Consider the following 13,074-nt stretch of genomic DNA (forward strand, 5'->3'; position numbering starts at 1 on the left):
GATAACATGGGGAGATTAGTTCATTTTGAAATTCATGTAAGTGACATGGAACGAGCAAAGAAATTTTATGGAGAGGTATTCGGATGGTCATTTCAAGATTGGAGTGATTATGCAGGAATGCCTTACTTTGGAGCGGTGACTGGTAATGCGGACGAACCAGGAATCGATGGGGCTTTAATGCAACGTCAAAGTGCTTCTCCGGAATCCAATCAAGCTTTAAATGGATTTGCTTGTACAATGGGTGTGGAAAATTACGATGTAACGGAAGCTAAAATTATTGAGAATGGCGGCACAGTTGCAATGCCGAAGTATGCTCTTCCTGGAATGGCATGGCAGGGATACTATATTGATACTGAGGGCAATATATTCGGTATTCATCAGCCTGACAAAAATGCGAAATAGAACCATTATAATTTAAAATTATGTTTTTAAATATAGGTTCTCTGCATCTTTATTATCCAAATATAATTAACACAGAACGCTTGGTACTAGAAACCAAGCGTTTTTTTGTTACTTCCCAGGTATTATTAATGATGATTGGCAGAAAAACAGACGCGGAAATGATAGAAGTACCCTATATATGCTGATGCTCAGCAATTGTTTTTAAAAAACATTCCATTGAATTTGTCATATATGCATCTTTTCGTCGAATAAAGACGGTTGAAATAGTACCGTATTTTTTAGGAATTGGATGACAAAAAACCTTGCCTGTAGTAGAAAGATGCTCAGCGGCTGATTGTGGCACAAGTGTGACGCCAAGACCGATGGCAACACTGTTTAAAATTGTCTCCAAAATATTAAATTCCATAATTCTCTTTGGCAATAAACCCTCATCTTTGAGCCAGAGTTCTAGCTTGGATCGATAGCCGCAACCTTGATTAGAAACAAGGATAGGTGTAGTCATAAATTCTTCTATGCGAAAGGATTTGTTTTGTGAGATGAGAACGAGATTCTCGGTAAATACATCATATTGTTCTAAAGTTGGATGTTTAATCGGCCCGGTTATAAATGCACCATCTAATTGGTGATCCGCTACTTCTTTAATAAGTTCCTCAGTTAAACCAGCTTGTAGTGTTAAGTCGACATTCGGATATCCTTTATAGTAGGACGCTAGAATGGTAGGTAATATACTTACTGTTTCGACTGTACCGATTTTTAAAGTACCAGTCGGTGTATCACTATCTAAAAATACTTGTTTCATTTCCTCGACATCCTGCAAAATTTTAGTAACGTAAGCAAGCATTTTTCGCCCTTCTGGATTTAATGTCATCCCTTTTTTATGGCGATAAAATAGCGGCGTTTTGAGCTCCTTTTCTAATAGCTTAATACGTGCAGTTACATTGGATTGTACATAATTTAATTCTTTTGCAGCATGGCTAACGCTCCCGTTATTTGCGACGCTTTTGAAAATCTGTAAATCTCGTAGTTCCATCGAGCTTCCTCCTTGAAACTATCATTATAAATGATAGTTAATATCACTTTCAATCATTTTACGTGATGTATTTTCTTTTTTATAATTCTCATTGTGATATAGAGGAACTCAGTCTAAAAACGCCACTTCCTGTGGGCAATGACTGAGTGACCAACATCGTGCGGGTAAAAGCATAAAGCCGATTCCGGACGCAATGATGGCGACGCATAATTGATAGTAGTTATATAGAAACGAGGAAAAACAGTGAGAAGAAATCAAATAGTAGTAGGCGTGATCGCATGTTTAATTGCCAGTATGTCATGGGGAGCCATGTTTCCAGTAGCCGATCATGCACTTGAATATATAAATCCGCTCTATTTTTCAACTATCCGATATGGAGCGGTATCGATTGTATTAGTCATTTTATTATGGATGAAAGAAGGGAAGAAAGCATTTCGTTTAGAAGGGAAAGGGAAATTACTCGTCTTTTTTGGGACGATGGCATTTACAGTTTACAACGTGCTTGTTTTCTTAGGCCAAATGTTAATGGGGAAATCCGGTGTTATGGTAGCGTCGATTATGGAAGCACTTATGCCGATGATTTCGATTGCTATTCTATGGGGCTATAAACATGTGAAACCGAAGAAGTATATGATTAGCAGTATGATCATTGCTTTTGTTGGGGCTATTTTTGTTATTACAAAAGGCGATATGGGTTTCTTTCTTACACTAAAACATAATCTAGTTTCGCTCGCATTCATTTTAATTGGTGTTATAGGGTGGGTCATCTATACAATGGGCGGTCAAACATTTAATGATTGGTCTACGCTGCGCTATTCTACATTAACATGTGTATTTGGCACAGCTGTAACAGGTATCATCACAATGATCATGACGATACAAGGGGTTGTATCAGTCCCAAGTACGGAAACAATTTTTGCTATTAAATATGATTTATTGTTTATGATGACACTACCAGGCATTGTGGCATTGCTTAGTTGGAATTACGGTGTGAAAATTCTATCATCCATAAATGGGATTTTATTTATTAATTTCGTTCCAATAACTACATTGGTCATTATGATGATACAAGGATACAATGTAACAATCTTTGATATAGTAGGGACCTTACTTGTTATTTCTGCTCTTATTTGGAATAACATCTGTCAGCGTAGAGAAGAAAACACGAGTCCGCAGGTTATGCATGAGGAAGAAGAATTACGGCAGGCTGTTTAATATTCAATGTGAAGGATTTTTTATTTTCTTTTTTGTACGTAACTTTTTATTTGCACAAGTCTAGTAAAACAATTTATTTAAGAGAGCATGTTTTTATTAATTGAAAAAACATGCTCTCTCTTTATTAGATCTGTACATGAATCTCTAAAATGCAGATATACAATATAGGCTTAATTCTGATTAATTTCTTAACAACAATATATTATTTCCTCAATGGACAGTTTTTACAATATGGAATATCAGCTTTTGTATTTACTTGATAGTATCGGCAACACGTTTTTCGAACGGGTACTTCACTCCATGTCGCTTTTCGCTGAAGAAAAGTTTGTAAAGGATTTTGTTCAAGTCCTAACCAATTCGTTTCAGCACAAGTAAGTTCATTAAAAAACTCATTTAATTCATTTAAAGAATATGCGTCTTCATTTTTGCGAAGAGTTGCAAGTAGCCTTACAGCGATATTTTCCCATAGAATCTTTGAGGAAATTCTACATTCCTTGCTAATAATAGTAATCATTGGTGTTAAATTTTGAGCAAAAAGGCGTTTTTTCCAACAGTCTTCAAAAAGTTCTGTTGGGTTTTCTTCAATTAGCAATTTAAAGGATGTTACATCAAATCGAGCTGTAGACCACCAATCAATTCTTTTCTTTTGCATTCCATAATAGTCAAGACTCGAAGCTGCTACTAACACTGCATAACGTTTTAAAAATAAAGAACCTGCTACAGGTAAGGAAGAAGTATTTAAGTAATTTCCATACTGTTTAATGATTGGTAGTAAAGTATCTTTATTCAATAATTGATGTAAAGGAACACCTTGAGGTGAGGGGTGCTTTTCCACGCCATAAGGCTCTAAATTCATTTTATATACCTTCCTTTTCCTTTCGGGATACATAATGGAGTTCCAAAAAAAGGATCCTCCGATACAGCTACTTCCATACCGAATACTTCTTGAACCATTTCTGCTGTTACAATATCCTCTGGAGGGCCTTGTACAGCCACTGTTTGACGATGAACTGCAACTAAATGGTCTGCATAGCGGCAAGCAAGATTTAAATCATGCAGAACCATAACAATTGTTCGGTGTTCTAAGCGATTTAATTCAAACAAAAAATCTAAGACTTCAATTTGATGAGTCATATCTAAATAAGTAGTAGGTTCATCTAATAACAAAATAGGTGTTTCTTGTGCTAATGTCATGGCAATCCATGCACGCTGGCGTTGCCCCCCAGATAACGAATCTACTGCACGGTCCTTATGTAGTTGGAGCTGTGTAGCGACTATTGCTCTTTCCACAATATTTTCATCATCTTCCGACCACTGTTGAAACCAACGTTGGTGAGGATAACGCCCTTGTCTGACTAATTGATGTACTGTGATACCTTCAGGTGCTAAGGGACCTTGAGGTAATATCGCTAATTGCTTTGCTATTTCTTTAGAAGATAAAGATTGAATCTTTCGTTCATCTATTAATATATCGCCTTCGTGTGGTTTCAATAAACGAGCAAGGGAGCGTAAAAGTGTTGATTTTCCGCTCCCATTCGAACCGACAAGAACAGTAATGTTACCTGCTGGAATTTGAAAGCTTAAATCTTGAATTACTTGATAGTCACCGTACTGTAATGATAAATTTTGAGTCTGTAATCCGAGCATGTTTTTTCCTCCTATCGATGCCGATTCTGAAATAATAAATAGATAAAGAAGGGAGCTCCTATTGCAGCAGTAAATACACCTGCTGGAATATCAAGTGGTAAGAATAAGGATCGTGCCACTAAATCTGCTAACATAACAATAAATGCTCCAATAAGTGCCGTTATCGGAACAAGCCCAATAAAGGATTTACCAACTAATCTTCTTGCAATATGAGGCGCCATAAGTCCAACAAATTCAATTCCACCTGCAAATGCAGCTGCTGTCCCCGCAAATACTACACTGCACATTAAAAATAAAAAGCGTTGTCTTTGGACATTGATCCCCATACTAGTAGAAATATCATCGCCTAACTCTGTTACATTTAAACTTCTTCCCCAGATTAATAGAACTGGTAAAGGGATGAGAAGCCATAGACTCATCGCCAATACATCGCTCATATTTGCCCCATATAAACTACCTGTTAACCATATATAAGCTTTAGTTGTAGTAGCTGTTTCACTTAAGACAAGAAAAAATGTAACACTAGCTTTCAAAATAGCAGATATACCAATACCAATTAATACAAGTCGAATAGGGGTAACTCCGTTATTCCAAGAAATGATGTAAATCACTATTGCTGCACAAAGCCCTCCGATAATTGCAGCAAGCGGCAAGAACTTCATACTGACTATACCGGTTCCTAAAATAATAAATAATACAGCACCTAACGAAGCTCCACTTGTGATCCCAATAATGTCTGGAGAAGCTAACGGATTACGCACTAGATTTTGCAAAATAAGACCCGCTATACCTAATGAAGCACCTACTAACATTGCTAATAACACTCGTGGTAATCGCAGCGTCTCTACTACATAACTATGTTGGTCAATATATCCTGTCAATTGTAAAAATACATCTGTAATGGGGATCCAGTTACTTCCTATTGATAAACTTAATACAAATAATGTTCCGATCGTCAAAAAACAGACTAATAAAATAAGTAACCATCTATGTGACAATCGAAAAGATACTTTTCCATTCAATAGTCGAAATGTCCAATGACTCATTGTTTAGACACCCCTTTTCTAGCTAAATAAATAAAGAATGGACCACCAATGAATGCTGTCATTACACCAATAGGAACTTCTTGAGGAGCAATTACAAATCGTGCCACTACATCTGCTGTTAATAGAAGTGCTGCACCAATAAGTGCTCCATATGGTATCATCCAACGATAATCCATACCAACCAGACCTTTTGCTATATGAGGCACAATGAGTCCGATAAATCCTACAGATCCGGCAATTGCAACAGAGCCACCTGCTAGAATAATAATGAGTACGCCCATTACTACTTTAAGTAAACCTACATTTTGCCCAAGACTTTTCGCAACATCATCTCCGGTACTAAAAATGTTCATCGCTTTTCCTATAAGTAAGCTAATTATTAATGCTAGAAGGAAATACGGTAATACTGGTAATAACATGTTCAAATCTCTTCCAGCAACAGAACCTGCTATCCAAAATAGAACTGTTTGAATGGATTGCTCATCTATGACAAGTAACCCTTGTGTTAAAGATATAAATAATGCTGATAAAGCAGTACCTGCTAAAATTACTTTTATAGGTGTCATACCGTCTCTACCCATACTGCTTAAGAAGAATACAATTACACCAGCAACGGTAGCCCCTAAAAATGCAAACCACATATAGTGCATTAACGATTGAACATTAAGCCAAGTAATAGCTAGTACAATGAAAAAAATAGCTCCTGCATTGACACCAACTAAGTCTGGAGCGGCTAAAGGATTACGCGTTAACGTTTGGACGAATATACCGGCAATTGCTAGATTCATACCGATTACTAAAGCAATAATTGCTCTTGTTAAACGTGACGTACCAATAATCATATGATTCGTATTATCCGGGTTATAATTCGTAATCGCTTCCCATGTTGTCGAGAATGGGATGGTCGTTTGTCCAAGTGCAAGGCTAGCAAAAAACAAAGCTATTACTATTCCTAAGAGTACAATCAATCCTAGTGTTCTTGAGAAAGTTGCTTGTAACATCATGACTCCTCTTCTTTCAAAGAAAAAAGGGAAGCTAATTGCGTTCCCTTTGTTTCATACTATTTTTTAAGCTTAAAATGTTCATAAAGGTTATCTAACATTAGGTTAGCTGCTTGTAAACCACCACCAAAATTCCAAATGATTTCATCGACTGTATACACTTGATTATTTTTCACAGCGTCTAAGTTTTTGTATAAAGGATGTGCTGTCCATTCTTCATTTGTCTTTTTCACAGCTGCATTATCCTCCATGAATTGGAAAATAACATCAGCGTTCATTTGCGGAATGCCTTCTTTATCTGTTAATTTTACAATTTCTAAATTCTCACCTTTTAAATCTTTTGGACCTTTAAAGCCTAATTCATTTAAAACTGAACCAGCAAAGCCTGTCACATAAATACGAGCGTGGTCTTCACGGTAGTTTAATACAGCTGTACTTAATGGCCAGTTCTCAGTAGAGGCTACTTTATTTTTAAAGTCTGCCACGCGTGCCTCCCAATCTCCAATCAATGATTTTGCTTGTTCTTCTTGACCTAAAGCTTGGCCAATTATTGTTGCTGTTTCTTTGAAATCATAAAGAGTAGTATTTACAACAGTTGGCGCTATTTGTGATAGCTGCTCATAAATTTCTTCATGACGGATTTGAGTCGCAATAATTAAATCTGGCTTTAGCGCTGCGATTTCCTCTAAATTTGGTTGTGTTTCTTGACCAACAAATTTTACATCCTTTAAGTCATCTTTTATGTAATCATACATTGGTGTTTGAGCCCAAGATTCTACTACTCCAACTGGTGTAACACCGAATTCTAAAATTGTATCTGTTGCACCTTGATAAAGAGTCACAATACGTTTTGGTGTTCCTTCAATTGTCGTTGTACCAAGAGCGTGTTTAATTTCACGGCTAGTTGACTGTTCTTCGGTTTTTTTCTCCGTTGTGTCTTTGTTGTCTGATGCTTTTTCTCCACATGCTGCTAATACAAATAGCGCTGCGAATATAGTGAAGAATAGTAGTAAATTCTTTTTATTCATCATGTCGACTCCTTGTAATTAAGAATGATTTTCAATTTCAATTAGGATTGTAATATATTTAATATTTAAAAACAAGGAAAATTTTCACTACTATAATTATTTTTATTTATACATGGATACACTCGTTAATTCATTGCATTATTAGAAAATGAACTATAAGATATTATTGATAATCATTTTCAATTAAAAAAGGAGAGTGTAAATTGACAACAAAAAGACATCTTATAATTGGGATGCATTTAGTGGTGAATGGTGAAGGCAAAAAAGGTGCGTTAATTGATGAACAAATTGCATTTGCAAAGCGTGCTGAGGCAGCGAAGTTAGATTTTGTATTTAAGGCAGATTATTTAATAGCGCATCCAGAATTAATAGCTAAAATGAAAGGAACAGTAGGGCTAGATCCAAGTTTTTTAATGGCGACGGTGGCAAGAGAAACTAAACAAATTGGTTTGGTAACAACAGTTTCAACATCATTTAATCCACCTTATATTATTGCGCGCCAATTACAATCCTTGAATTGGATTAGTGAAGGGCGTTTAGGTTGGAACCTAGTAACATCAATTGATGGAGCATCTAATTTTAGCAACGAGTTGATGCCTTCGTCAGAGGAGCGTTATGCAAAGGCATCAGAATGTAAGGATGTTGTCCAGCGACTATGGCATAGCAACCCTTTTGAAATATTAGAGGCAAATGGAGATTTAGAGAAAATTAAAGAGCTTGTGAAGCCGATTAACCATGATGGTGAGTATTTTCATGTAAAGGGACCATTAAATATACCTATGCATCCAGCAGGTGATATTCCTCTATTCCAAGCAGGCGCATCGGATATAGGCCGTCAATTTGCGGCAGCAGTTTCAAATGCTATTTTTGCTGCCACTCCAGATATAGAAGTAGGTATTGAATTACGCAATGACTTGCGCAAGCGCGCTGTTGAGTTAGGGCGTTCAGCAGATGACATGCGTTTATTACCAGGATTGTATTTCTTTATTGGTGATACATATGAGGAGGCATTAGAAATGCACCGTAAAGCACACGAGCATTTAACAATTGAGCGTCGCTATATTGCCCTAGAATCCGTAATTGGAATGGATATTCGTCATTTAGCTCTAATGGATTGCGTAACAGCAAATATGTTGCCGCCTGAAAATCAAAAAGTACGTAGTAAAACGCATGCACATCTCGTGCGCCGATATATTATAGAAAATGAGCCGACTGTTGAAGAATTATTAGAACGTCCAGAGGTAATTGGCTCTGCACATCTTGTAGCAATTGGTGCGCCACAAGATATTGTGAATCAAATTGTGAAATTTTATGAAAAAGGAGCAATGGATGGCTTTATAGCTGTGCCAGGTGGTCCTGCAAAATCTTTAGATTTATTCTTTAGCGATGTTATTCCGAACTTAGTAGAACGTGGTTTATTCCGAGCTGATTATGAAGGTAGCACATTGCGTTCACACTTAGGATTAGATGTATAATGAACGATCGAAACAACCGAATGTAGTAAAGAAAAGGGCAAGTCAGTGTGAATAAACACGTTTTGTCCTTTTCTATTATTTTTACTAAATTTTGTTTGATGCTCTCTAATAGATGTATCGCATTGAACACAATTTTTGTTATAGTGTTTGAAAAACTAGAGAAAGGGGAAGTGCGTTATTATGATGGGAATTTTAGATTTAGAACGATTAACAAATTTATCAAATGTACAGTGTGAAATTATTTTAGGTGTGGCCAAAAACCTTCAAATAATAGCTGACCTTTCTCAAGCGGATATTTTTATCGACTGTCTTTTAGAAGAAGATAACGCTTCTTTAATTGTAGCTGAGGCAAAGCCTACTACTATCGCATCTTTATATAAAAAAAGTTTGCTAGGGAAAATAGCATTTGAAGAAATGGAGCCAGGTGTATTATTTAGTTTAAAAACCGGGAAACCAGTTTTTGGATCAAGAGGAATTACGGAAGAGCGTGGAGTCATGCAACAAGATATTGTTCCTATAAAAGACCTGTATGGGGAGACCATCGCGGTATTAATAAAAGAAAGAGATATTTCACAGGTAGTGCAGAACGAAAGAAATATAGAGCAGCTTATGAAAGCGACTAATAGCGAAGACAAGCAAGGTGTCTTTCAAGCTATTGTCGTTCAGGAAATTCATCATCGCGTTAAAAATAATTTACAGGTTATTTCTAGTTTATTGAGATTACAAATGCAACGCACTCACTCGGAAGAAATAGTTGAGGTATTTCACGATAGTATATCTCGTATATCTAGTATGGCTTTAGTGCATGATTACTTGGCCCAGCGTGGAATTGAGGAAGCAGATATTAAACTTTTAATACAACAAATTTCTACTTTGTTAGTTTCCTCGTCTATTATTCCAGATCAACATATTGCTGTGTCTGTAGAAGGAGAGTCGATATTCTGTCCTTCAGATAAAGCAACAGCTGTAGCACTGATTGTTAATGAGTTAGTTCAAAATAGTATTAAGCATGCTTTTCCTTCAAGAAATTACGGGGAAATTGTTATTAATTTGAGACAACGAAAGCAAATGGTTACGATTACAGTAATGGATGATGGATTTGGAATTGGTAATCCTTTTTCGATAGGCGATCTGTCATCTTTAGGATTACAACTTGTAGAAATGTTAGTTGAAGAGAAGCTACAAGGCGTTTTTTCATTCCCTATTTCTGAAAAAGGGACAAAAGTTTCAATAACCTTTCCGATTGTATCTAACGAGGTTAAATAATACTAAATGTCACTAAGATCACAGAAGTTGATATTGTTTTCGAACTATTTACAAAATATTTGCTAGTAGTGTAGAATTAACTAAAATAATAGCTAAGGCAAAGGCGCCTTTCACGCCCGAAGAAAATTTTCTTCAGGGATATGTGGAAGCGCTTTTTTTGTTTGATTGCAATCTTTAACATAATAAAAAGGGGTGTTAAATGATGAAATGGTCTTGCATAGTAAAGGGAACTCATTATACGTTTTCGTCGGTAAAGGAGGTACTTGCAAAAGCCAGTGAAGCAAAATCCGGGGATGTGATGGCTCGTGTAGCAGCAGAATCATCACTTGAGCGTATGGCAGCAAAAGTAGTACTTAGCGAGATGCAGCTGAAAGAAATTTATGAGAATCCGGTTATTCCGTATGAGATCGATGAAGTAACACGTTTGATTTATGATGATATTAGCGACACGATTTACAAAGATATTCAAAATTGGACAGTCGGTGAACTAAGAAATTATATTCTGTCATCAGATACAGGTACAGATAAATTATTGAAACTTTCAAGAGGACTAACAAGTGAAATGATTTCAGCAGTTGCTAAGCTGATGTCGAGCATTGATCTTGTTCTTGCTTCACAGAAAATGAGATATCAAGCTCATTGTAATACGACAATTGGAGAGCCTGGTCGCTTAGCTTTTCGTTGTCAGCCCAACCATCCAAATGATGTCCCAGAAGGCATTTTGTATTCAATAAAAGAAGGATTATCCTATGGAGCAGGTGATGCAGTCATTGGTATTAATCCGAATGTGGATACAATTGAATCCGTCAAAAAACTTTTGACACTTTCGCATGAATTTATTGAGAACTGGCAGATTCCAACGCAAAATTGTGTATTAGCCCATATAACTACACAAATGGAGGCTTTAAAACAGGGAGCGCCTATCGCACTAATGTTTCAAAGTTTAGCAGGTACACAAAAAGGGAATGAAGCGTTTGGTATATCTACAAAAATTCTTGATGAGGGCTATGAGATGATGGCTCGATATGGTACATCTGCTGGCCCAAACTTTATGTATTTTGAAACAGGGCAAGGTTCGGAAGTATCTTTAAATGCTGATTTTGAGGTAGATATGCAAACGCTTGAATCAAGAAGTTACGGTTATGCACGTCACTGGAAGCCTTTCATGGTGAATACTGTTTCAGGCTTTATTGGACCGGAGACACTTTATGATGGCCGCCAATTAATTAGAGCGGATCTCGAAGATGGATTTATGGGGAAATTGCATGGCTTGCCAATGGGTATTGCTCCAACTTACACAAATCATATGGATGCCGATCAAAATGATCAGGAAGTTGCCGGTATCATAACGGCAGTTGCAGGTGCAAATTTTTATATGGGAGTACCGGGTGGAGATGATGTCATGCTGAATTATCAAGATACAAGCTATCACGATGATGCTAGTTTGCGTGAGATTCTAGGATTACGACCACTTCGAGAATTCGAAAAATGGTTGGAGAATATGGGCCTAATGGAAAATGGAAAGTTGACAAAACGAGCAGGAGACTTATCAATTTTTGATTGAGGAGGGGAGATCAAAATGGATATTCAAGAAATTCAAGATATTGTTCAAAGAGTAGTAGAAGAAGTACAGAAAAATATGAATTCGCCCAAAAACGATACCGCTCAAAATAAAGAAGAAGTCATACATTTTCCAGAAGGACGTATAAAAGGGATTGACAACCCGCATAACGCCGCATCTATTGAACGAGCACAGAGTATTACACCTGCTCGTATAGGTATTGGTCGAACTGGCACTCGAATGTTGACGACAAGTTATTTGCAATTTTTAATTGACCATGCAGCCGCACAGGATGCTGTATTAAGAGATGTCAGTGATGATTTTCTTCAAAAGATGGGTTTACACAAGCTGGAAACAAAAGCTAATGATATGAAATCTTACTTAATGGATTTAGATGCTGGCCGAAAGCTATCAGATGAATCTATAAAGTATCTTAAACAAAATGGGGATAAAGGAAAAAATGTTCAAATTATTGTTTGTGATGGATTGAGCTCCTCGGCAGTAGAAGCCAATGTAGCTGATTTACTACCTGCTTTAATACAAGGATTAAAATTAAAAAATATAAGCGTCGCAAAACCATTTTTTATTAAGCGAGGGCGTGTGTGGGTGCAAGACGAAGTGGCTGCTATTGTTAATTGTGACCTTGTTATTTCGTTAATTGGCGAAAGGCCAGGTCTAAATACAGATGAAAGCCTGAGTGCTTACATGATTTATCGGCCTACTGAAAAAACAGTTGAAGCCGATCGGACGGTCATTTCAAATATTCATAAAGATGGACTAACTTCACTTGAAGCGGGTGCTTATTTATCAGATTTAATCGAACAAATGCTTTTAGCTAAGTGCACAGGCGTTTCTTTTGCGCAACAAAGGAATACCAACACATAGAAAACTTCCTGCAAGAAAGGTTGTGGTGTGATGAAAAAACGGATTCTAATTGCTGAGGACGAACCAATTATCAGGATGGACTTAAAAATGTTGCTTCGGAAAAACGGTTATGAGGTAGTCGGGGAAGCAGGAAATGGTGATCGAGCGATCGAGCTCGCTTTTAAATTGAAGCCGGATCTTGTGTTAATGGATATAGAAATGCCAAAATTAAATGGGTTAAAAGCAAGCGAAGTTATAGGCCGGCAGTTAGATATACCAGTGTTGCTGATTACTGCATATAGTCAAAAAGAATTTATAGAGAAGTCTAGGCAAGATAATATTATGGGCTATTTAGTGAAACCTGTTACTGAAGGTAGCTTAATTCCCGCAATCATGATTGCACTTCAACAAGCTAAGAGGACACAAACATTAAAACAATCTTTACAACTTACACAAGCAAAAATTCAAAAGCGAAAGATGAGTGAACGAACAAAAGGGCAACTTGAATGATGAGGTTTTTAATAAAACGCTGAAGTAAA

The 13,074-nt window shown here is 36.8% G+C and carries 13 protein-coding genes; 7 read left to right on the plus strand and 6 right to left on the minus strand.

Annotated features, from left to right (window positions below):
* The first annotated feature begins 6 nt into the window (after positions 1-6).
* Positions 7-402 (plus strand): VOC family protein, encoded by a 396-nt coding sequence (locus ABNX05_RS18875; RefSeq protein WP_349661122.1) that lies wholly within the window; start codon positions 7-9, stop codon positions 400-402.
* Between the two features lie 172 nt (positions 403-574).
* Here ABNX05_RS18875 and ABNX05_RS18880 read toward each other — a convergent pair whose 3' ends face one another.
* A complete protein-coding gene (locus tag ABNX05_RS18880) occupies positions 575-1,432 on the minus strand; it encodes a LysR family transcriptional regulator (RefSeq protein WP_349661123.1) in 858 nt (285 codons plus the stop codon).
* Positions 1,433-1,675: 243 nt separating this feature from the next.
* Here ABNX05_RS18880 and ABNX05_RS18885 point away from each other — a divergent pair, with 243 nt between their 5' ends.
* Positions 1,676-2,647: a DMT family transporter gene (locus ABNX05_RS18885; protein ID WP_349661124.1), complete on the plus strand. Its 972-nt coding sequence runs from the start codon at positions 1,676-1,678 to the stop codon at positions 2,645-2,647.
* A gap of 202 nt (positions 2,648-2,849) precedes the next feature.
* Here the strand turns inward: ABNX05_RS18885 and ABNX05_RS18890 are convergent, their stop codons facing one another.
* Genes ABNX05_RS18890 through ABNX05_RS18910 form a run of 5 tightly spaced genes read right to left on the minus strand, consistent with a single transcriptional unit; the run spans position 2,850 to position 7,369 of the window.
* Positions 2,850-3,503, minus strand: coding sequence for a (2Fe-2S)-binding protein (locus ABNX05_RS18890; protein WP_349661125.1), 654 nt, complete (start codon positions 3,501-3,503; stop codon positions 2,850-2,852).
* Complete coding sequence (locus ABNX05_RS18895; protein WP_349661126.1) at positions 3,500-4,294, minus strand: ABC transporter ATP-binding protein; 795 nt, start codon at positions 4,292-4,294, stop codon at positions 3,500-3,502. The genes ABNX05_RS18890 and ABNX05_RS18895 overlap by 4 nt, the downstream gene beginning before the upstream one ends.
* An 11-nt stretch (positions 4,295-4,305) precedes the next feature.
* Positions 4,306-5,340, minus strand: coding sequence for a FecCD family ABC transporter permease (locus ABNX05_RS18900; RefSeq protein ID WP_349661127.1), 1,035 nt, complete (start codon positions 5,338-5,340; stop codon positions 4,306-4,308).
* Positions 5,337-6,344 (minus strand): FecCD family ABC transporter permease, encoded by a 1,008-nt coding sequence (locus ABNX05_RS18905; RefSeq protein ID WP_349661128.1) that lies wholly within the window; start codon positions 6,342-6,344, stop codon positions 5,337-5,339. The genes ABNX05_RS18900 and ABNX05_RS18905 overlap by 4 nt, the downstream gene beginning before the upstream one ends.
* A gap of 56 nt (positions 6,345-6,400) precedes the next feature.
* Complete coding sequence (locus tag ABNX05_RS18910) at positions 6,401-7,369, minus strand: ABC transporter substrate-binding protein (protein WP_349661210.1); 969 nt, start codon at positions 7,367-7,369, stop codon at positions 6,401-6,403.
* 203 nt (positions 7,370-7,572) lie between these two features.
* Here ABNX05_RS18910 and ABNX05_RS18915 point away from each other — a divergent pair, with 203 nt between their 5' ends.
* The 5 genes from ABNX05_RS18915 (at position 7,573) to ABNX05_RS18935 (ending at position 13,045) form a co-directional block, all read left to right on the plus strand.
* Positions 7,573-8,844, plus strand: a complete 1,272-nt coding sequence (locus tag ABNX05_RS18915; RefSeq protein ID WP_349661129.1) for an NtaA/DmoA family FMN-dependent monooxygenase — start codon at positions 7,573-7,575, stop codon at positions 8,842-8,844.
* Positions 8,845-9,024: 180 nt separating this feature from the next.
* Positions 9,025-10,110 carry a sensor histidine kinase gene (locus tag ABNX05_RS18920; protein ID WP_349661130.1) on the plus strand — a complete coding sequence of 362 codons (1,086 nt, stop codon included), beginning with the start codon at positions 9,025-9,027 and terminating at the stop codon, positions 10,108-10,110.
* 202 nt (positions 10,111-10,312) lie between these two features.
* Positions 10,313-11,674 carry an ethanolamine ammonia-lyase subunit EutB gene (locus ABNX05_RS18925; RefSeq protein WP_349661211.1) on the plus strand — a complete coding sequence of 454 codons (1,362 nt, stop codon included), beginning with the start codon at positions 10,313-10,315 and terminating at the stop codon, positions 11,672-11,674.
* Positions 11,675-11,689: 15 nt separating this feature from the next.
* Positions 11,690-12,556, plus strand: coding sequence for an ethanolamine ammonia-lyase subunit EutC (eutC, locus tag ABNX05_RS18930; protein ID WP_349661131.1), 867 nt, complete (start codon positions 11,690-11,692; stop codon positions 12,554-12,556).
* A gap of 30 nt (positions 12,557-12,586) precedes the next feature.
* Positions 12,587-13,045 (plus strand): ANTAR domain-containing response regulator, encoded by a 459-nt coding sequence (locus ABNX05_RS18935; protein WP_349661132.1) that lies wholly within the window; start codon positions 12,587-12,589, stop codon positions 13,043-13,045.
* The last annotated feature ends 29 nt before the right edge of the window (positions 13,046-13,074 follow it).

Origin of the sequence: Lysinibacillus zambalensis, assembly GCF_040183165.1 — a bacterium.
GTDB lineage: Bacteria > Bacillota > Bacilli > Bacillales_A > Planococcaceae > Lysinibacillus > Lysinibacillus zambalensis.

What these genes read in the sequence shown, in the direction of transcription:
- ABNX05_RS18895 (WP_349661126.1), bottom strand. Translation starts at nt 4,294, where the DNA reads ATGCTCGGATTACAGACTCAAAATTTATCATTACAGTACGGTGACTAT.
- ABNX05_RS18900 (WP_349661127.1), bottom strand. Translation starts at nt 5,340, where the DNA reads ATGAGTCATTGGACATTTCGACTATTGAATGGAAAAGTATCTTTTCGA.
- ABNX05_RS18890 (WP_349661125.1), bottom strand. Translation starts at nt 3,503, where the DNA reads ATGAATTTAGAGCCTTATGGCGTGGAAAAGCACCCCTCACCTCAAGGT.
- eutC (WP_349661131.1), top strand. Translation starts at nt 11,690, where the DNA reads ATGGATATTCAAGAAATTCAAGATATTGTTCAAAGAGTAGTAGAAGAA.
- ABNX05_RS18880 (WP_349661123.1), bottom strand. Translation starts at nt 1,432, where the DNA reads ATGGAACTACGAGATTTACAGATTTTCAAAAGCGTCGCAAATAACGGG.
- ABNX05_RS18935 (WP_349661132.1), top strand. Translation starts at nt 12,587, where the DNA reads ATGAAAAAACGGATTCTAATTGCTGAGGACGAACCAATTATCAGGATG.
- ABNX05_RS18905 (WP_349661128.1), bottom strand. Translation starts at nt 6,344, where the DNA reads ATGATGTTACAAGCAACTTTCTCAAGAACACTAGGATTGATTGTACTC.
- ABNX05_RS18920 (WP_349661130.1), top strand. Translation starts at nt 9,025, where the DNA reads ATGATGGGAATTTTAGATTTAGAACGATTAACAAATTTATCAAATGTA.
- ABNX05_RS18910 (WP_349661210.1), bottom strand. Translation starts at nt 7,369, where the DNA reads ATGAATAAAAAGAATTTACTACTATTCTTCACTATATTCGCAGCGCTA.
- ABNX05_RS18875 (WP_349661122.1), top strand. Translation starts at nt 7, where the DNA reads ATGGGGAGATTAGTTCATTTTGAAATTCATGTAAGTGACATGGAACGA.
- ABNX05_RS18925 (WP_349661211.1), top strand. Translation starts at nt 10,313, where the DNA reads ATGAAATGGTCTTGCATAGTAAAGGGAACTCATTATACGTTTTCGTCG.